An 18,288-nucleotide genomic window follows, 5' to 3' on the forward strand; every position below is an offset into this window, starting at 1 on the left:
AGCCCACATCTGGGCTGATGCCGAACCGCCGGCACAACTCACGCCGGTTCGCTCCCTCCTGCATGGCAAGCCACACGAACTCTCGTCGTTGATCCATCACCGACACCTCGTTCCAGGGCATGGACGGCCTCTCGAATCGACCAATCCAGCCCATTTTGATGTGTCAGCTATGTCTCCGAACACCCGTCAGTGATCTGTCCGGGCTAAACACTTGACCGGGCGATCCAGTATACTCAGAGGCAGCTGTGATTCTTCGATGGGCCGCGGCGTACTGGATGCTCCGCTTTCGCGGAGCATGACAGCGGTGGGGATGGCTAAACCGACGCCAACACGCTGGCAGCGGTCTCACGTGTCACCGCCCCCTCCGCCAGATGCCGTCCCGCGATATAGCCGAACGTCAGCGCCGGTCCTAACATGATGCCCGGCCCCGGATAATGCCCGTTCATGATCGAGCCCATGTCGTTGCCGCAGGCATAGAGGCCGGCGATCGGAGCGCCGTCCGCGCGCAGCACGCGGGCCTGCGCGTCGACCTTCATGCCGATCGCGGTGCCGAGATCGGCCGGATGAATGTGCATCGCGAAGAACGGTGCCAGCGTGATCGGGGCCACGCAAGGGTTGGGCTTGTGGCTGAGATCGCCGAGATGGCGCTGATAGATGGTGCTGCCACGGCCGAACTCGGGGTCGCGGCCCTCCGCCGCATCGGCATTGTAGTTCACGATCGTCGCCGTGAGGGTGGACGGCTTGACGCCGATCCTGGCGGCGAGCTGCGCGACATCGGGTGCCTCGATCAACTCGCCGCTCGCCACAAAACGCCGATAGAGGCGCGTGAACGGCCTGATGCGGCCGAGACCGTAAACCCACAGGAAGCGGCGGTCGCAGATCAAGTAGAACGGCCGGTCCGGCTCGCCGTTGCCGTCGCGCAGCATGGCCAGCACGAAGTCATGGTAGGACAGCGCCTCGTTGACGAAGCGCCGGCCCGCCGCATTGACGGCGATCACGCCCGGCTTGGCGCGGTCGGTCACCATGTGCGGGAATACGCCGCGGCTGCCGTCGGCCCTGGCGAATAGCGAAGCCGGCGCCCAATAGGCCGGGCTGGTAGCGTCTGTGTTGAGCGCGGCACCTGTCGCTGCCGCGAGCCGCAGCCCGTCGCCGCTGCTGGAGATGTTGGCCGCCGAGACAAATCCGGCCGACGCCGGAAAGAGACGCTTGCGCAACACGGCGTCGTGCGAAAAGCCGCCGGTCGCCAGCACCACGCCGCGGCACGCTGCGATCGGCCGGTCGCGAGAGCCATGGCGGATCACCACGCCGTTGACGCGATCGCCCTGCATCGAGAGGTCTTCGACCTCGGCGCTGAAGAAAACTTCAACCTGCCGCGCCAGCAGCGAGGCGTACAGCCGCGCGGCAAGCGCGTTGCCGAGATGCAGCGTCGTGCCACGCGGGCCTCGCAGCCGCTGCAACGCATAGGCCGAAAGCAGCCGCGCCGCGCGCATGGTCGAGCGCAGCGATTTTCCAACTCTGCGCAAATGCGCCATGTCGAGACGATTGACCATCATCCCGCCGAACAGCGTGACCTCCGGCAGCGGTGGCCGCAGGCGCGCAAAGCCCTCGCCCAGCCGCCTGCCGTCGAAAGCAACCGGTTCCAGCACGCGCCCACCTGATGTCGCGCCCAGTCGTTCCGGATAATAATCCGGAGAGGCCTTCACCGGTTGGAGACGAACTTCCGTGTTGGCTTCGAGATAGGCGACCGCCTCGGGCCCGCGCGTGAGGAAGGCGGCGCGCAGGCCGGCATTGGCGGGCTCGGGCACCGTGCTCGACAGATATTGGACGGCATCCGCGACACTGTCGGAGAGCCCGGCCTCCTTCATTTTCGCATTGGCAGGGATCCAGACCATGCCGCCGGACCAGGCCGTGGTGCCGCCGACGAACGCGGTCTTCTCGATTACGAGCACACGCAGGCCTTCGGCAGCGGCCACCGCCGCCGCTGTCATGCCTCCGGCACCGGCACCGATGACGATGACATCGTAGGTCTCATGCGCCGGCATCATGCGGCGGTGTTCCCGGGACGAGGCATGACATTGTCATACCTCGGCCGTGAGCCCGCAGCTAGCGCTGCGGCTTGCGCTCGATCGGGTCGATGTCGATCGCCCGCAGGCGGCCGAGCCGCAGCACATCCATGGCGAGCCGCCGGCCGATGCGGTCGCGATCGAGCACGCGGATCAGATCGTCGACGCCGTTGATCTCGACGCCATCCAGCCTGATCACGACGTCGCCGGGCAGCAGGCCCGCCCTTGCCGCAGGGCCGTCAGGCTCGATCTGCGCGAGCAGCGCGCCCATCTTGTTCTCGATGCCGGCCAGCACCGCGTGGCGCCGCGGCACCGGCGCGGTCTGGCCGGCAACGCCGATATAGGCGCGGCGGACATAGCCGTGGCGGATGATCTCCGACAGCACGAATTGCGCGGTGTTGCTGGCGACCGCGAAGCAGATGCCCTGCGCACCGTTGATAATGGCGGTGTTGATGCCGATCACCTCGGCATGCGACGACACCAGCGGCCCGCCGGAATTCCCCGGGTTGAGCGCGGCATCGGTCTGGATCACGTCTTCGATGGTACGCCCGCTCACGGAGCGGATCGAGCGGCCGAGCGCCGAGACCACGCCGGCCGTCACGGTCGATTCGAAGCCGAGCGGATTGCCGATCGCGATCACGAGCTGGCCGCGACGCAACGTCTTGGAATTGCCAAGCGCGGCATAGGGCAAATGGCGCACGCCGTTGGCGCGCAGCAAAGCGAGGTCGGTATCGGGATCGACACCGAGCACCTGGGCGTCGCCGACATGACCCTCGACATCGCGCAGCCGGATCTCCTTCGAGGTGCCGACCACGTGGCTGTTGGTGAGGACGAGCCCGTCCGGCGAGATCACGATGCCTGAGCCGAGCCCGCCGCGTTCGCGGCCGTTCGGCACCTTCGGCCCGGTCTCGACCCGCACGACCGCGGGGCCGACCCGGTCGGTGACGTCGATCACGGCATTGGAATAGGCGTCCAGCAACGCCCGGTCATCGACCGGGGCAGAGGGGGTCGTTCGCGATGACGGCGTGTCATCGACGATGTCTGAAGTGAAATCCAGCATGGCAAGAGTCCTTGAAGGCCCACACAGATGGTGGCCTGTTCGCTGCCGCGCAAGGTGCCCGCCTGGATCGCAGGGCTGGACTACCCAGATGGCTAGGGCACCCGCCTGAGCGAACCGCCTCTCGCCTTGACCGGATCGAGCAGCGACCAGTCGCCGTCCGGCAGCACGTGGCCCTTGGGGAACGGCGCGCGCAGCTCGAGCCCAAGCGAGCGCAGCACGCGGTCGTCGCGGTAATAACATTGCAGGACCACGCGGACGAGCGTTGCCGCGGCCACGCCGCCGTGCTTGCGGAACACTAGCGCCACGGCATCGCGCCTCTCGGCATCGAGCTCCGCGAGCGACCCTCCCGCGAGCTGCGCCAGGTGATCGAGCGCAGCGACCACGGGCCTGGTGTCCCGGCCGAGCGTCGCCAGGATGTCGGCCTGGATTGCGGGGTCGTCGGCGCCGGGGACCCCATACTCGTCACTGGCGGGAATGATCATCGCGGCGATGGTGCGCAGGTCCTGGCGCTGCCGCGGCGTGAGGGTGAGCTCTTCAGCCATGTCGTCCTCTCGTGGAAACTTTGAGACCAAAATGAAGGTGCGCTCCCTCCCCCGCTTGCGGGGCGCGACGAGCTTCGCTCGCGCTGGGAGGGTTGGGGAGAGGGTGCTTCCGCAGAGAGACTCCCCCAGCGGAGAGAACCCTCACCCGGCGCTGCGCGCCGACCTCTCCCGCAAGCGGGAGAGGTGCACTGACCTCGCGGCTCGCTTCGGTCCACATCATGATCAATCGAACAAATTGGCGAGGCGCTGCTTCATCTGGTCGGCGATGTAGAGCGCGAGGGCCTGGATGGTGGAGGTCGGGTTCACGCCGCCCGAGGTGACGAAGATGCTGCCGTCGACGATGAAGAGGTTCTTGACGTCGTGCGTGCGGCCCCATTCGTTGACGACGGAGCGCTCCGGGTCCGTGCCCATCCGCGCGGTGCCGAGCAGATGCCAGCCGCCCCAGGGGATCGGCGAGTTGATGCAGATGTCGGTCGCGCCTGCCGTCTCCAGAACCTCCCGGCCGCGGGCGAGTGCATGCTCCATCATCTTTCGGCTGTTCTCGCTGATCGTGTAGTCGATCTTCGGCGCGGGAATGCCGTGGCTGTCCTTGAGCACGGGATCGAGCGTGACCTGGTTGTGCTCCTCCGGCAGATCCTCACAGATCGCGGAGAAACCCAGGCGATGGCCATTGAGCTTGCGGAAGATACGGTGATGATCCTCGCCCCAGGGCAAAATGCCCTTCTGCTCGCTGACGACGGCCTCGAACACCGGGCCCGCGCCGCGCACGAACTGCACGCCATAGCCGCGCACGAAGCCGCGCGACAGGTCCGTGTCATACCACTGCTTGCTCCACAGGCAGGTCGGCGGCGCGCGGTTGCTGTCGGTCGGCTCCTTCACATAGCCGTAGATCTGCGCATAGGGGTGGAACATCAAATTCTTGCCGACGAGGCCCGATGAATTGGCAAGCCCGTTCGGGAAGCGGCTGGACGCCGAGTTCAAGAGCAGCCGCGGCGTGCCGACGCCGTTGCAGGCGATGATGACGACATGCGCGGGCTGGAACTGCTCGACACCGTCCTTGTCGTAATAGACCACGCCCGAGGCCATGCCGTTCTCGTCGGTGGTGATCTCGCGTACCCGGCAATGGGTGCGCAGCTCGACGCCGGCCCGGATCGCATGCGGCCAATAGGTGATGTCGGTGGAGGACTTTGCGCCTTGCGCACAGGCCGGCGTGCAATGGCCGAGATTGATGCAGCGCGCCCGCCCCTCATAGTCCATGGTCGCGACCGTCGTGTCCGACGGCCACCAGTGCCAGCCGAGCTTGTTCATGGCCTTGCCGATGATGGCGCCGGACAGGCCGAGCGGCTGCTGCGGCATCGGCGGATGCGTCAGCGGCGAGAGCGGATCGCCTGAGAGGCCCGACGTGCCCATCATGCGGTCGTTCTCCTCGAAGAACGGGGTCAGCGCGTCGTAGTCGATCGGCCAGTCGTCGGCGACGCCGTCCAGCGTCTTCACCTTGAAATCGGAGGGATGCAGCCGCGGCCAATGCGCGGTGTACATCACCGTCGAGCCACCGACCGCATTGTAGTTGACGACCTTGATCGGCGAATTGTCGTCGTTAATCGGATAGTCCTCGGGCCGGCCGCGCACGTTCGGGCTCGACGACCACTCGCCGTAGAATTTGGCCTCCCAGTCCCGGCCCGTGCTGGGATATTCCGCCGGGTTCATCCAGCCGCCCTGCTCGAGGCAAAGAATGTGCATCTTGGTCTCGGCCAGCGACCACGCCACCGCCGCGCCCGAAGCGCCGGCGCCGATGATCAGGACGTCCACGGGGTCTTTCATCGCAACCTGTTCCTCCCGCCTTCGCCGCTTTCCGGGCGATTCGGCCTGCACGGTTCGCAAGGCCCGTGAACGATAGGGTCAGAGCGGCCGGGGAGTAAAGCCGCGAGGCCGGAATGTCACACTTCGCGGGGTGCAGACCATTGGTATCGCCATATCCGGATGCTAGGAACGGGCAGACTAGCAATCGATAGCGAGACCACATGTCCTTCCGAAATGTCTTTGCCGCCGCCCGCGCTTTCGCGCTTGTTTGGTTTTGCGCCTTGCCCGGCTTGCTGGCGTCGTCCCAGCCAGCCTCCGCGCTGACCGCCGCCGCGACGGCCCGCGACGGCAATTCCATCCAGCTCGGCGACGTCACCTACCGGCTCGACGGCGTCGACGCGCCGGAGCTGGACCAGGTCTGCATCGACGATCACGCCGATCCCTGGACCTGCGGCATCGAGGCGCGCGACCAGTTGGCCAAGCTGATCAACAAGCGGACCGTGCGCTGCGACGATGTCGGGCCGGAGAAGAGCTTCGGCAAGCGGCATCGGGCGATCTGCACGGCCGAGGGCGACAAGGCCAGCCTGAACGAGCAGTTGATCAAGCTTGGCTTTGCCGTCGCGCGGGAGCCGATCAGGGCGAACGTCAAGCCGGCGGCGTCCGAAGCCAAGACGGCGTCGGCCGGAATCTGGAAGGGCTGCTTTGTTGCACCGCAAGACTTCCGCGCCGGCAAGAGGGACGGCGCACTCCTGGGCTCGGCCTGCCGCCAGGACCGCGACAAGGAAATTCGCGCCGTGCTGTTTCCGGAGGAGCTGACGATGCCGCCGAGCTGCAGCATCAAGGGCAAGCTTGCGGTGCGCGCGCGCGTCACCGGCAATATCGGCATCTATCATTTGCGGGGCTGCCCGAGCTACCCGGCGACCACCAAGCCGGACCGCTGGTTCTGCTCGGAGGACGACGCCCAGGCGGCCGGCTTCCGCAAAGCCTATAATTGCCGCCGCCCGAAGTGAACAAAGTGCTTCACGCAGCCGTGAGTAGTAGTCCGGCACCGTATTGATCCGGAATTGAGCTAAGCCGGGACTTGCTGCATTTGTATGCGTACGCAAGCGCTTGCGCGAGCGTTTCCTTGGCAGACGATCCTCATCGGATTGTCCTTGCTCGGGCGTTTCCTCCCTAGACTTGGGCCGCTTGTCATCACAAGCGGCTCTTCTTTTTTGTGCGGTGCTGGGGACAGGTGAATCCGAACCGACCAAGTCCAATCCGATCGCGCAACCACGCGCTATCACTGCATACGCATGATCTGGTCCATCGGCGGCATGTTCGCATTCAGATGCGCCATGATCCAGACTGTGCCGCCGACCACGAGGAACACCACCAGCAGGCCGAAGGCCAGCGCCAGCACGTTGTTGGTGTTGTCGGGGCCGGTCGTGATGTGGAGGAAGAACACCAGATGCACGCCCATCTGCGCGATCGCCAGCACGATCAGCGCGACGGGAATGGAGGGCTGCCAAACCAGATCGGTGCCTGCAATGAAGAATGATGTCGCCGTGAGCAGCAGCGCGAGCGCGAGCCCGACGACGTAACCGAGAATGCGGGCGCCGACACTATGCTGCTCTTCCTCGCCCGGCGCGAGGTCATGGTCGGTCCGCGCGTGGGTCTGATCGCTCATGCGCCACTCCCGAGCAAATAAACGACGGAGAACACCGCGACCCAGATGATGTCGAGCGCGTGCCAGAACAAGGCAAAGCACGTCATCCGGCGCAAGATATCGGCGCGAAAGCCCTTTGCGAACACCTGGGCCATCATGGTGAGCAGCCACAACACGCCGGCGGAGACGTGCAGGCCGTGGCAGCCGACCAGCGAGAAGAATGCGGACAGGAAGGCGCTGCGCGACGGGCCATAGCCGCGCGCGACGAGGTCGGCAAATTCGCGGAACTCGAGCACGAGGAAGATCAGCCCGAGCACGCAGGTCACGGCCATGGCGAGATAGAACCAGAACCGGTTGCGCACATCGGCCGCGATGCTGGCCATGCCGCAGGTGAAGCTCGACAGCAGCAGGCAGACGGTCTCGATCGCGACGTTCCTCTGCTCGAAGATCTCCGAGCCCTTGGGGCCATCGGCGGTCTGGCCTGATAGCACCGCATAGGCTGCAAAGAAGCAGGAGAACATCACGATGTCGGAGAGCAGGAAGATCCAGAAGCCGTAGGCGGTCACGATCCGCTTCGGCGCGGGGCCGGGATGCTCGATGACGACGCCGATGTGGTGCGGATCGGTGTGCGCGTGGCCGGCGGTCGCGGTCATCGCCATCAGACTGTCCCCGCCATGCTGACGAGGCCGCGGCGTTCCTCGCGATTGATACGGTCTATCGTTGCGACGTCCTCGGCCAGGATGACGTATTCGTCATGATCGCGCCAGGCGAACACGACGAAGGTCGCCCAGGCTCCGAGGCCACCCAGAACCACCATCCACCAGATGTGCCAGATCAGTGCAAAGCCCATGATGGTGGCGAAGAACGCGCAGACGAAGCCGGTCGGGGAATTCCGGGGCATCTCGATGTCCTGATAGTCCGGTCTGTCGTGATCGAGCGATTGCTGCCGGGCATGGATCTTCATGTCCCAATAGGCGTCCTCGCCGCGCACGTCGGGATTGAAGGCGAAATTGAACACCGGCGGCGGCGACGAGGTCGCCCATTCCAGCGAACGGCCGTCCCAGGGATCGCCGGTGCGGTCGCGCAGCGCCTCCCGGTTGCGGATACTGACCACGAGCTGCACGATCTGGCAGATCACGCCGACCGTGAGCACCGCCATGCCGACCGCCGCGACGATCATCCAGGGTCGCCAGGCCGCGACATCATAGTGCTGCATGCGGCGGGTCATGCCGAGCATGCCGGCGACGTAGAGCGGCATGAACGTGACGTAGAAGCCGAGGAAGGTGAACCAGAACGCAGCCTTGCCCCAGCGTTCGTCGAGGCGGAAACCGAACGCCTTGGGAAACCAGTATTCGAAGCCGGCGAAGGCGCCGAACAGCACGCCGCCGATGATGACGTTGTGGAAGTGCGCCACCAGGAACATGCTGTTGTGAAGCATGAAGTCGGCCGGCGGCACCGCGAGCAGGACGCCGGTCAATCCGCCGATGATGAAGGTGACCATGAAGCCGACCGCCCACAGCATCGGCGTCGCGAAACGGATTCGGCCGCCATACATCGTGAACAGCCAATTGTAGATCTTCACGCCCGTGGGCACCGCGATGATCATGCTGGCGATGCCGAAGATGGCGTTGACGTCGGGGCCCGCCCCCATCGTGAAGAAATGATGCAGCCAGACCATGAAGGAGATGACGCAGATCGCCATCGTCGCAAGCACCATGGAACGATAGCCGAACAGCGCCTTGCCGGAGAAGGTCGAGACCACCTCCGAGAAGATGCCGAAGGCCGGCAGCACCAGGATATAGACCTCGGGATGCCCCCAGGCCCAGATCAGGTTCATGAACATCATGACGTTGCCGCCGGCCTCGTTCGTGAAGAAATGGAAGCCCAGGTAGCGGTCGAGCAGCAGCATCGCGAGCGTGGCGGTCAGGATCGGAAAGGCCGCGACGATGAGCAGGTTCGAGGCCAGCGTGGTCCAGCAGAACATCGGCATGCGCAGATAGTTCATGCCCCTGGTGCGCAGCTTCAGCACCGTGGTGACGAGATTGATGCCGGCGACCAGCGTGCCGACGCCGGAGATCTGCAGCGACCATGCGTAATAGTCGACGCCGACGCCCGGCGAATAGGACAATTCCGACAGCGGCGGAAAGGCGAGCCAGCCGGTGCGCGCGAACTCGCCGACGACCAGCGAGATATTGACCAGCAATGCGCCGGTCGCCGTCAGCCAGAAACCGACCGAATTGAGGGTCGGGAACGCGACGTCGCGCACGCCGAGCTGAAGCGGCACGATGAGGTTCATCAGCCCGATCACGAACGGCATCGCCACGAAGAAAATCATGATGGTGCCGTGTGCCGAGAAGATCTGGTTGTAATGCTCGGGCGTCAGATAACCTTGCGACTGGTAGGCGACCGCCTGCTGGATCCGCATCATGATGGCGTCGCTGCCGCCGCGCAGCAGCATCACCGAAGCGAGCAGGATGTACATCACGCCGATCCGCTTGTGATCGACGCTGGTGATCCATTCGTGCCAGAGGTAGGGCAGATGTCCCTTCGCCACGACCCAGGCCAGCACCGCGAGGATCGCAACCAGCACCACCGCGCCGGCGACAAGCGGAATCGGCTGATCGAACGGAATGGCGGACCAGTCGAGCTTACCGAGCATCATGGCCTCCACTGTGCGGACGGCCGGCCTCGGAGATCAGCTCCGGGCCCGGCCCCGGCGGAATGTGCTGGTTCGCGATCAGGTCGAACAGGCGCGGGTCTTCGAGACGATAGGACGGCCTGCCCCTCTCGATGCCCTGCTGCATCAGCTTCTTGTAGCTGGCCTCGTTCAGCACCGCGTCGGTCTTCGCCGTATTCGCCACCCAATCGGGAAAGGCGAGCGGCGAGATCACGTTGACGTCGAACATCATGTCGGGAAAGCCGTCGCCGGAAAAGTGCGCCGACAGGCCTTGCAGCTTGCCTTCATTGTCGGCGCGCAGGTTCAGCTTCGTCACCATGCCGTTCATGGTATAGATCATGCTGCCGAGCTGCGGGATGAAGAACGTGTTCATCACGCTCGACGACGTCAGCTGGAAATTCAGCTCGGCGCCGGCCGGCACCGTCAACGTATTGACGGTAGCGATGCGCTGGTCCGGATAGATGAACAGCCATTTCCAGTCGAGCGAGACGGCCTGGATCCGCACCGGACTGCCGGTCCCAGGAACCGGCGCCGCAGGATCGAGCTGGTGCGAGCCGATCCAGGCGACGCCGCCGAGCAGGATGACGGTGAGCGCCGGAATCGACCACACCACCATCTCGACGCGGCCGGAATAGACGAAGTCGGGCTGGTAGCGCGCCTTGGTGTTGGAGGCGCGAAACCAGAACGCAAAGGCCAGGATCGCGACAATGGTCGGCACCACGATCACGAGCATGATGAAGACGGAATCGACCAGAATGGTTCTGTTGGCCGCAGCCACGGGCCCTTGCGGATCGAGCAGATTCATCGGCAAGCCACTGGCGGTTGGGAGGTCCCCCGGGAGAGAGCCTAGCGCGGGAAAGGCTCCGGCAGCAAACGCTGCGACCTCAGAACGGTTCCCTGCACTGCAAGGCTCAGTCATGCGCGACAGGCCGGCCGCAACATGCAATTCCATGTGATGTCAATGACATGTACGCAGGAGCCACGCTCTTCTCTCCGGTCGGGACGATTGCTAATCTGCACGAAAATAATGGGACGAATGATGCCCGTGCCGGGGAGTGAACTGAGATGCGGTTGAAGGACAAGGTCGCGATCGTCGTCGGGGCCGGGCAAAGTCCCGGCGAAGGCATGGGCAACGGCCGCGCCACCGCGCTCACCTTCGCGCGCGAAGGCGCGAAGGTCCTGTGCGTCGACCATCATCTGGAATCCGCGCAAGAAACCGTTGCGATGATCGCCGCGAAGGGCGGCACCGCCGCGGCCTTCAAGGCCGACGTGACGAAGTCGGCCGACATCAAGGCGATGGTTGTAGACGCGCAGGCGCGCTGGGGCCGGATCGACGTGCTGCATAACAATGTCGGCGTCAGCTTGTCCGGCGGCGACGCCGAGCTGCTGCAACTGACTGAGGAGGCGTTCGACCGCGTCGTCGCCATCAATCTGAAGAGCTGCATTCTCGCCGCCAAGGAAGTGATCCCGATCATGCGCGCGCAGAAGAGCGGCGCCATCATCAACATCTCCTCGATGGCGGCGATCACGACCTATCCTTACGTCGCCTACAAGGCGACGAAATCGGCGATGATCGCCTTCACCGAACAACTTGCCTACCAGAACGCCGAATACGGCATCCGCGCCAATGTCATCCTGCCCGGCCTGATGAACACGCCGATGGCCGTCGACACCCGCGCCCGCGAATGGCACAAGACCCGCGCCGAGGTCGAAGCCGAGCGCGACAGCAAGGTGCCGCTGCGCAAGAAGATGGGAACGGGGTGGGACGTCGCCAACGCCGCGCTGTTTTTGGCGTCAGACGAGGCGAACTTCATCACCGGCGTGACCCTGCCGGTGGACGGCGGGGCGAGCGTGAGACGGGGGTAGGTCCTACTTCTCCCTCCCCCCCGCGGCAGGGCTATCGCATATGAGAGCTTTTCCCTGCGGCCATCCTTCGAGACGCCCGCCTTTGGCGGGCCCTCAGGATGAGGACGGAGTGCGCGGCAGCAGTTTCAGCGAGCACCGATGCCACTTAGCCTCATCCTGAGGAGACCGCGAAGCGGTCGTCTCGAAGGACGAGGCGCGCGCTCCGCTCGCGATGACATATGCGATTGCCCTGCCCTTGCGGGGAGAGGCGAAGCATGTTCGCTCACCGCGAATGCGTCACCCTCCAGATCGTCCCATTCCCATCCTCCGACACCAGCAGCGATCCGTCCTTCGCCACGGCGACGCCGACCGGACGGCCCCACACCTCCGTGTCGCTCACCACGAACCCCGTGACGAAATCCTCATACTCCCCGGTCGGCTTGCCGTCCTTCATCCTGATACGGATCACCTTGTAGCCGGTGCGCTTCGACCTGTTCCACGAGCCGTGCTCGGCGGCAAACGCATCGCCCTGGTACTCCTGCGGAAACTGCGTGCCCTGGTAGAACGTCATGCCGAGCGAGGCCGAATGCGGCTGAATCAGCACATCGGGCACCGTCACCTTGTCCTTGAGGTCCGGCCGCGCGCCGGAATGGCGCGGATCTTCATTGCTGCCGATATAAAACCACGGCCAGCCATAGAACGCGCCCTCCTTCACGCTGGTGACGTAGTCGGGCACGAGATCGTCGCCGAGGCCGTCGCGCTCGTTGGTCGAGCACCAGGGCAGACCGGTCTGTGGCTGGATCGCAAGGCCGACGCAATTGCGGATGCCGGTGGCGTAGATCTTGCGCTCCCTGCCATCAGGCGTGAAGGCGAGCACGGTGGCGCGCTCCGTCTCGCTGGCCCAGGCCGCGCCGAGCGGCTGCGCTTTCGCCCAGGCCTCCAATCCGCCCGGCGGCGTGCCCAGACCTTCCGCGACATTGCTGAGCGAGCCGACCGAGACCAGCATGCGCTTGTTGTCCGGCGCGAAGACGATGTCGCGGGTGGAGTGGCCGCCGTCATGCGGCAGGCTTGGCACGATTGTCTCGGCCTTGCCGCGCGCCTTGAGATCGCCGGCCTGATAGGGAAAGCGGACGACGCTGTCGGTGTTGGCGACATAGACCCATTGCGGATTGTCGCCGCTCGGGAAGAAGGCGATGCCGAAGGGCTGGCGCAGACCGCTGGCAAACACCTCGTTGCTCGCAACCTTGCCGCCCTCGCCGGCGCGCAGCACGCGGATAGTGCCGGCCCGCGTCTCCGCGACGAAGACATCGCCGTTCGGCGCCACCCGCACGATGCGCGGCGCGCGCAGGCCTTCGGCGAACAGCTCGATCTTGAAGCCCGCCGGCACCCGGAGCGCGGCCTCCGGCGGACGCGGCACCACGCGCGACGAGCTCGCAACCGAGCGCGTGGCGCCGGGCCTGACCAGATCCTGCGGCCGGATCAGCCTGGTCGTGCCGGGCTTGTCGGCCTGCCAATCGCCATAAGCGTCCTTGCCCTGCAACACCGGCTCGGCCTCCGCACTGGTCGCCGATACGATCATCCCCGCAGCCAGCACCGCGGTCGAAATCCTGTTCTTCACGTCGTCATCCTCCCGGCCTGCCCGTCGCGAACGTAACGTCGATCGCCCGCAAATGGTCTGCGGCAGGTTACACGCCGCCGAATTCCACGTCAGCCCGTGCTCGCACGATGTGCATCAGCCGCATTCCATCGTACTGGAAAATGCGGCCGATCGATGCGACAGATGTGAGGGCGCGGCTGCACGTCGCGGTCAGCAGTGCCGCGGCATCGCCGCCACGATTGTTGGGGGCATCATGTGGGGATCCATCATATCGGAATGGGTGAGCCTGCTGCTCCGCTGGCTGCACGTGGTGGCGGCGATCGCCTGGATCGGCAGTTCCTTCTACTTTATCGCCCTCGATCTCAGCCTCAGGCCGGGACGCGACCTGCCCGATGGCGTGCAGGGTGAGGCCTGGCAGGTCCATGGCGGCGGCTTCTACCGGATCATGAAATATCTGGTCGCCCCCAGCCAGATGCCGGACGAGCTGACCTGGTTCAAATGGGAGGCCTACACGACCTGGCTGTCCGGCTTTGCGCTGATGGTGGTGGTGTATTATCTCGAGGCCGACCTGTTCCTGGTCGACAAGTCGATCCTCGACCTCAGCCCGTTCCAGGCCGGCCTGTTCAGCTTCGCGAGCCTCGCGCTGGCATGGCTGCTCTATGAGGCCGCTTGTCGCACCGGGCTCGCGCAGCGCGAATTGCCCTTTGCCGTCGGCGGCTATTTGTTCCTGGTCGCGCTGACCTATGCCTTCACCCATGTGCTCAGCGGGCGCGGCGCCTTCAACCAGATCGGGGCGATCATCGGCACCATCATGGTCGCCAACGTCTTCGCGCTGATCATCCCGAACCAGAAGAAGATCGTGGCGGCGCTGATCGCGGGGCAGTCGCCCGATCCGAAGCTCGGCAAGGCCAGCAAGGAGCGCTCGGTCCACAACAATTATCTGACGCTCCCCGTCGTCGTGCTGATGATCAGCAACCACTATCCCCTGCTCTACGCCACACGCTTCAACTGGATCATCGTCGCGATCATCCTGGCGCTTGGCCCGGTGATCCGCCATTTCTTCAACGAGCGGCACGCCGGGCGCAAATCGCCATGGTGGGTCTGGGGCGTGGCGGCAATCGGCGTGATCGCGATCCTGTTCCTCTCCGCAGCCGGCCCACGCGAGGTGAGGACGAGCGCGCTGTCAGCACAACCCACGCGCAACGCTGTCGAGGAGATCGTGATGTCCCGGTGCAGCATGTGCCACGCGGCCGAGCCGGTCTGGGCCGGGATCGTGACCGCGCCGAAGGGCATCCTGCTCGATACGCCCGAGCACATCCATCGCAACATCCGCTTGATCGGCCGTGTCGCGGCCTGGTCCGGCGCGATGCCGCCGGGCAACATCACCGAGATGACCGGCGAGGAGCGCGCGATCCTCGCCGCCTATCTCGCGCAGGCCCGCTGACCTGGTCATCCAACGGCGCCGCATTTCGCGAAATGAAATTCCGCATCTCGCGCCGATTTGAAAATGACTTGGCCGCCTATCCGGCGTAGACAGGATCAGCGGCCGCCGGCGCGGCGGTCCATGTCGGTTTGCATTCGCGGGAAAAGAACAGTGGCTCTCAAGAACGTCATCGGTATCGACCACGCCGTCATCATGGTGAAGGATCTCGACAAGGCCGCCGATAACTACCGGCGACTTGGCTTCACCGTCTCCCCGCGCGGCACCCATAGCGCGCATATGGGCACCGGCAATTACACCATCATGCTCGATCCCGATTATATGGAGCTGCTCGGCGTGCTCGCCGCGACCGAGCACAACGCGCCGGCGCGCGCCTTCCTCGACAAGCGCGGCGAAGGCATCGAGCGCATCGCCTTCACCGCGGTCGATTCCGCCGCCGGCGCCGAGGAGATCCGCGCCCGCGGCCTGACGCCGATCGGCCCGACCGATTTCGAGCGGCCGGTGACGCTGCCTGATGGCACGGTCTCCGCCGCGAAATTCCGCACCTTCATGTGGCCGACCGCCGAAGCGCCCGGCGGCGTTCGCATCTTCGCCTGCCAGCACAAGACGCGCGAGACCGTGTGGATTCCCGAGTTGATGAAGCACGCCAACGCGGCGAAGCGGATCAAGCAGATTCTGATCGCAACGCCCGAGCCGGCGCAGGACGCCGCGCATCTCGGCCGGCTGATCGACCGCGCGCCGAAGGCGGACCCCGACGGCGCCCTGACCGTGGCCTCCGGCGGCGATCGCGCCGACTTCGTCTATCTCACGCTGGAGCAGCTCGGAAAGCGCTATCCCGGCGTGCCACTCGCCGGCCTCGCCGAGCGCGGCGGCGCAGCGCTCGTGCTCGTCAGCGGCGATCTCGCGGCGACGGAGAAGGCACTGGGGTCGGCTGCCGTGCGCAGTGGGCCTGCGGTCTGCGTGCCGCCGGCCAAGGCCAACGGCACCCTGCTCGCCTTCATCGCCGATTGATTTGAACTAATTCTTTAACGTGTGTTTACCCGGCGGCTCTAGGATTCCAGGCAATCCTAGCCACCGGGGCCGAACGCATGTTCAAAGAGGGATCGCCGATCGCATATGACGCGCCGGCCGAATTGAAGAAGTGGCCGTCGCTGAAGGGCGAGAGGCAGAAGGACCGAGGTCCGCCCTATCTCGTCTACGACGGCACGCTCGCCGACTGCGTCCGCGAGCTGATGGGCAAGCCAATCAAAGGCATCTCGCTCTACGACATCATGACGAAGCCGCAGGCCGCCTTCGACCAGACCGTGCTGTCGCCCGGCGATGCCGCCGAGATTGCGATGCGCAAGGATTTCCCCAAGGACTAGTTCGACGAATTCGCCGCCCGTTTGCGGGCCGCCGTGTCCCGCTGCTGCGAGGAGGATTCCGTCGGCGCATCGAGGAAGACGACGGGGATGCCGCGCTTGGCATTCTCGCCGAGCACGCGCGCGTCCCAGTTGGTGAGCCTGATGCAGCCGTGAGAGGCGGACTTGCTGACCCTGTCCGGCTCCGCCGTCCCGTGGATGCCATAGCCCTGCGCCGAGAGCCCGATCCAGTACGATCCGACCGGGTTGTTGGGACCCGGCTTGATCTCGAAGGGCCTCTTGGATTTCACGCTCTTGAACCTGTATTCCGGATTGTAGTGATAGGTCGGCAGCTCATGGGTGCCGGTGACCTTCAGCGTCCCCGTCGGCGTCGGGCGATCCGGACTGCCGATTGACGCCGGATAGAACGCGACCAGACGACCAGAGCCCTCGTAAGCCTTCAGCGTCGCGCGCGCCTTGTCGATTTCGATCCGAACGATGCGCGGAAGCTCCCGACGCGCCGGTACGTTGGCCACGGCAATCGTCTCGCCGATCTTGTCGAACGCCTTTCCCGGATTGAGCGCCTTCAACAGCTCTTCGCTCATGTGGAATTTTTCAGCGAGCCCTTCGAGCGGGCTGGTGTAGCTCAGCGCCTCCAGCGACTTCATCTCCTCGAGCTTGGTTGGCAGCTTCTTGAGGAATGGCCCCTTCGCATCCGCGTCGGTGATCTTGTAGTCGACGAGGACAGGGCCTTCGCTGGTTGCGTTCAGCTTGTCCCAGAGTTCAGCGGCGATGGTCTTGTCGAAGCCAAGTCCGTTCTGCTCGGCGAACGCCTTCAGCGCCTTCTGCGCGTTCTCGCCGAGCTTGCCGTCGATCTGGCCCGGAGAGAATTGCGCACGATCGAGCAGAATCTGAAGCTTCGTCACCGGCGCGCTGATCTTGTCCGCAGCTGGCTGCTTTTCCGGACGCGCTGCATCGTTCACTGCCTTCGCATCGAGATTGCCCGCGAGCGCCGGGCAGACGAGCCACAGCGACATCACCACGCCAAGCATCCATCGCATCATGATCGCTCGTCCCATTTGAAAAACAATGATCCGCAAAATCGCGGGCAGTTTCTTTTTGGGAACACCGTAGTAGCACCGAAGGAACCGGCGAGATCGCAGCTTTGCCGCAATCGGAAGGTTAAGGACTTCCTAGCGCCGGCGCATCGCTGGCCGTTCATTCCCACAGTTCGAGGTTGTCCCAGCAAATGCGATTTGTCGTCGCGGCTTGCGCCGCGTTCCTGATTCTGATGTGCGACCTCGATCCGTCGGCGTCCCGGAAGACATCAACCTTCAACACCGCCATTCTTCAGAACAATCATGCCTCGCCACTGGTTCCGATGGTCGAACTCTTCCTCGCCAGCGTGCAGGCCATCGAGCTGGCCAACGCGCGCGCGGCGCATGAGGAAACGATCGAGCCACTGCGCGCGAGCGAGCCCGTCACCGAGGGGTCGGTTTCGCCGACCGATAAATTCTGCCATGCGCTTCGCGAAGCCGCCGAGGCCAGCGGCATTCCCGTGCCGTTCTTTGCCCGCCTGCTCTGGCAGGAGAGCCGCTTCAAGTCCAACGAGGTCAGCCATGCCGGCGCGCAGGGCGTGGCGCAGTTCATGCCGGAGACGGCCGCCGAAGTCGGGCTCGACGATCCCTTCGACCCCATGAAGGCGCTGCCGGCATCGGCAAAATTCCTGCGCAAGCTGCGCGATGATTTCGGCAATCTCGGTCTCGCCGCAGCCGCCTACAATGCAGGCCCGGGCCGCATTCAAAGGTGGCTTGCCAAACAAAGTGAGCTGCCACGCGAGACGCGCGACTATGTCCGCATCATCACCGGCACCAAGGCCGAGGACTGGACCGAGCGTTCGGAGGCCATTGCGATCCGGATCGACCTGCCGCGCGAGGCGCCTTGCGAAGGTGTCGGCAGCCTGTCGAAGGCCAAGGACGTGGCCTGGGTTCCAGTCAACCTGACGTCTTCCGCGATCGCTTTCATCCGCAAGGCCGAACAGCTGGCCGCGCGGCTGACGGAGAATCGTGCCCGCAAGCGATTCGCGACCCTGCTGCGCAAAAATGCGTCCGCTCACGGCAAGGCGCGCAGCATGATTGCAGCGCGCGCGGCCGGAAAGAGCGCGAAGGCCCGCGCCGTTCGCTTCGCATCACGCGAACGGCCCTCGGGCTAAAGCATGATCCGGAAAAGTGCGCAGCGGTTTTCCGAAAAGATCATGCTCAAACAACAACCTAAA

At 64.9% G+C, this 18,288-nt stretch carries 16 protein-coding genes and 1 pseudogene; 6 read left to right on the forward strand and 11 right to left on the reverse strand.

Going from position 1 to position 18,288, the window contains the following annotated elements:
* The 5 genes and pseudogenes from AC066S_RS33885 to AC066S_RS33905 form a co-directional block, all read right to left on the reverse strand.
* A pseudogene (locus AC066S_RS33885) lies at nt 1-121 on the reverse strand (IS481 family transposase); the annotation flags it as partial.
* Nucleotides 122-314: 193 nt separating this feature from the next.
* Entirely contained in the window at nt 315-2,045 is a 1,731-nt protein-coding gene (locus tag AC066S_RS33890) for an FAD-dependent oxidoreductase (RefSeq protein WP_478271692.1), read from the reverse strand.
* 58 nt (nt 2,046-2,103) lie between these two features.
* Nucleotides 2,104-3,123: a S1C family serine protease gene (locus tag AC066S_RS33895; RefSeq protein ID WP_126256595.1), complete on the reverse strand. Its 1,020-nt coding sequence runs from the start codon at nt 3,121-3,123 to the stop codon at nt 2,104-2,106.
* Between the two features lie 92 nt (nt 3,124-3,215).
* A complete protein-coding gene (locus AC066S_RS33900; protein WP_135167899.1) occupies nt 3,216-3,665 on the reverse strand; it encodes a gluconate 2-dehydrogenase subunit 3 family protein in 450 nt (149 codons plus the stop codon).
* Nucleotides 3,666-3,887: 222 nt separating this feature from the next.
* Nucleotides 3,888-5,486 (reverse strand): GMC family oxidoreductase, encoded by a 1,599-nt coding sequence (locus AC066S_RS33905; protein ID WP_478271693.1) that lies wholly within the window; start codon nt 5,484-5,486, stop codon nt 3,888-3,890.
* Between the two features lie 200 nt (nt 5,487-5,686).
* Here AC066S_RS33905 and AC066S_RS33910 point away from each other — a divergent pair, with 200 nt between their 5' ends.
* Nucleotides 5,687-6,475, forward strand: a complete 789-nt coding sequence (locus AC066S_RS33910) for a thermonuclease family protein (RefSeq protein ID WP_478271694.1) — start codon at nt 5,687-5,689, stop codon at nt 6,473-6,475.
* Nucleotides 6,476-6,747: 272 nt separating this feature from the next.
* Here the strand turns inward: AC066S_RS33910 and cyoD are convergent, their stop codons facing one another.
* Genes cyoD through AC066S_RS33930 form a run of 4 tightly spaced genes read right to left on the reverse strand, consistent with a single transcriptional unit; the run spans nt 6,748 to nt 10,595 of the window.
* A complete protein-coding gene (gene cyoD, locus AC066S_RS33915) occupies nt 6,748-7,134 on the reverse strand; it encodes a cytochrome o ubiquinol oxidase subunit IV (RefSeq protein ID WP_126256600.1) in 387 nt (128 codons plus the stop codon).
* Complete coding sequence (locus tag AC066S_RS33920; protein ID WP_478271695.1) at nt 7,131-7,772, reverse strand: cytochrome (ubi)quinol oxidase subunit III; 642 nt, start codon at nt 7,770-7,772, stop codon at nt 7,131-7,133. Before AC066S_RS33920 ends, cyoD begins: the two co-directional genes overlap by 4 nt.
* A complete protein-coding gene (gene cyoB, locus AC066S_RS33925) occupies nt 7,772-9,772 on the reverse strand; it encodes a cytochrome o ubiquinol oxidase subunit I (RefSeq protein WP_478271696.1) in 2,001 nt (666 codons plus the stop codon). Before cyoB ends, AC066S_RS33920 begins: the two co-directional genes overlap by 1 nt.
* The gene (locus tag AC066S_RS33930; protein ID WP_478271697.1) at nt 9,762-10,595 is read right to left on the reverse strand and encodes a cytochrome ubiquinol oxidase subunit II family protein; all 834 of its coding nucleotides are present in this window, start codon (nt 10,593-10,595) and stop codon (nt 9,762-9,764) included. The genes cyoB and AC066S_RS33930 overlap by 11 nt, the downstream gene beginning before the upstream one ends.
* Nucleotides 10,596-10,855: 260 nt before the next feature.
* Between AC066S_RS33930 and AC066S_RS33935 the strand changes: the two genes are divergently transcribed.
* Nucleotides 10,856-11,656: an SDR family NAD(P)-dependent oxidoreductase gene (locus AC066S_RS33935; RefSeq protein WP_126256605.1), complete on the forward strand. Its 801-nt coding sequence runs from the start codon at nt 10,856-10,858 to the stop codon at nt 11,654-11,656.
* A 262-nt stretch (nt 11,657-11,918) separates the two neighbouring features.
* Here the strand turns inward: AC066S_RS33935 and AC066S_RS33940 are convergent, their stop codons facing one another.
* Entirely contained in the window at nt 11,919-13,253 is a 1,335-nt protein-coding gene (locus tag AC066S_RS33940) for a PQQ-dependent sugar dehydrogenase (RefSeq protein WP_126256606.1), read from the reverse strand.
* Between the two features lie 232 nt (nt 13,254-13,485).
* Here AC066S_RS33940 and AC066S_RS33945 point away from each other — a divergent pair, with 232 nt between their 5' ends.
* From AC066S_RS33945 to AC066S_RS33955, 3 genes are all read left to right on the forward strand, one after another.
* Nucleotides 13,486-14,676: a urate hydroxylase PuuD gene (locus AC066S_RS33945; RefSeq protein ID WP_478271698.1), complete on the forward strand. Its 1,191-nt coding sequence runs from the start codon at nt 13,486-13,488 to the stop codon at nt 14,674-14,676.
* A 150-nt stretch (nt 14,677-14,826) separates the two neighbouring features.
* The gene (locus AC066S_RS33950) at nt 14,827-15,684 is read left to right on the forward strand and encodes a VOC family protein (protein ID WP_478271699.1); all 858 of its coding nucleotides are present in this window, start codon (nt 14,827-14,829) and stop codon (nt 15,682-15,684) included.
* 77 nt (nt 15,685-15,761) lie between these two features.
* On the forward strand, nt 15,762-16,037 hold the full coding sequence (locus AC066S_RS33955) for a hypothetical protein (protein ID WP_135167890.1): 276 nt from the start codon (nt 15,762-15,764) through the stop codon (nt 16,035-16,037).
* Here AC066S_RS33955 and AC066S_RS33960 read toward each other — a convergent pair.
* The gene (locus AC066S_RS33960) at nt 16,034-17,077 is read right to left on the reverse strand and encodes a L,D-transpeptidase family protein (RefSeq protein ID WP_478271700.1); all 1,044 of its coding nucleotides are present in this window, start codon (nt 17,075-17,077) and stop codon (nt 16,034-16,036) included. The genes AC066S_RS33955 and AC066S_RS33960 overlap by 4 nt on opposite strands.
* A 185-nt stretch (nt 17,078-17,262) precedes the next feature.
* Between AC066S_RS33960 and AC066S_RS33965 the strand changes: the two genes are divergently transcribed.
* On the forward strand, nt 17,263-18,225 hold the full coding sequence (locus AC066S_RS33965; RefSeq protein WP_478271701.1) for a lytic transglycosylase domain-containing protein: 963 nt from the start codon (nt 17,263-17,265) through the stop codon (nt 18,223-18,225).
* Nucleotides 18,226-18,288: the final 63 nt, after the last annotated feature.

The sequence above is a fragment of the Bradyrhizobium sp. CFUWI genome (assembly GCF_056429085.1).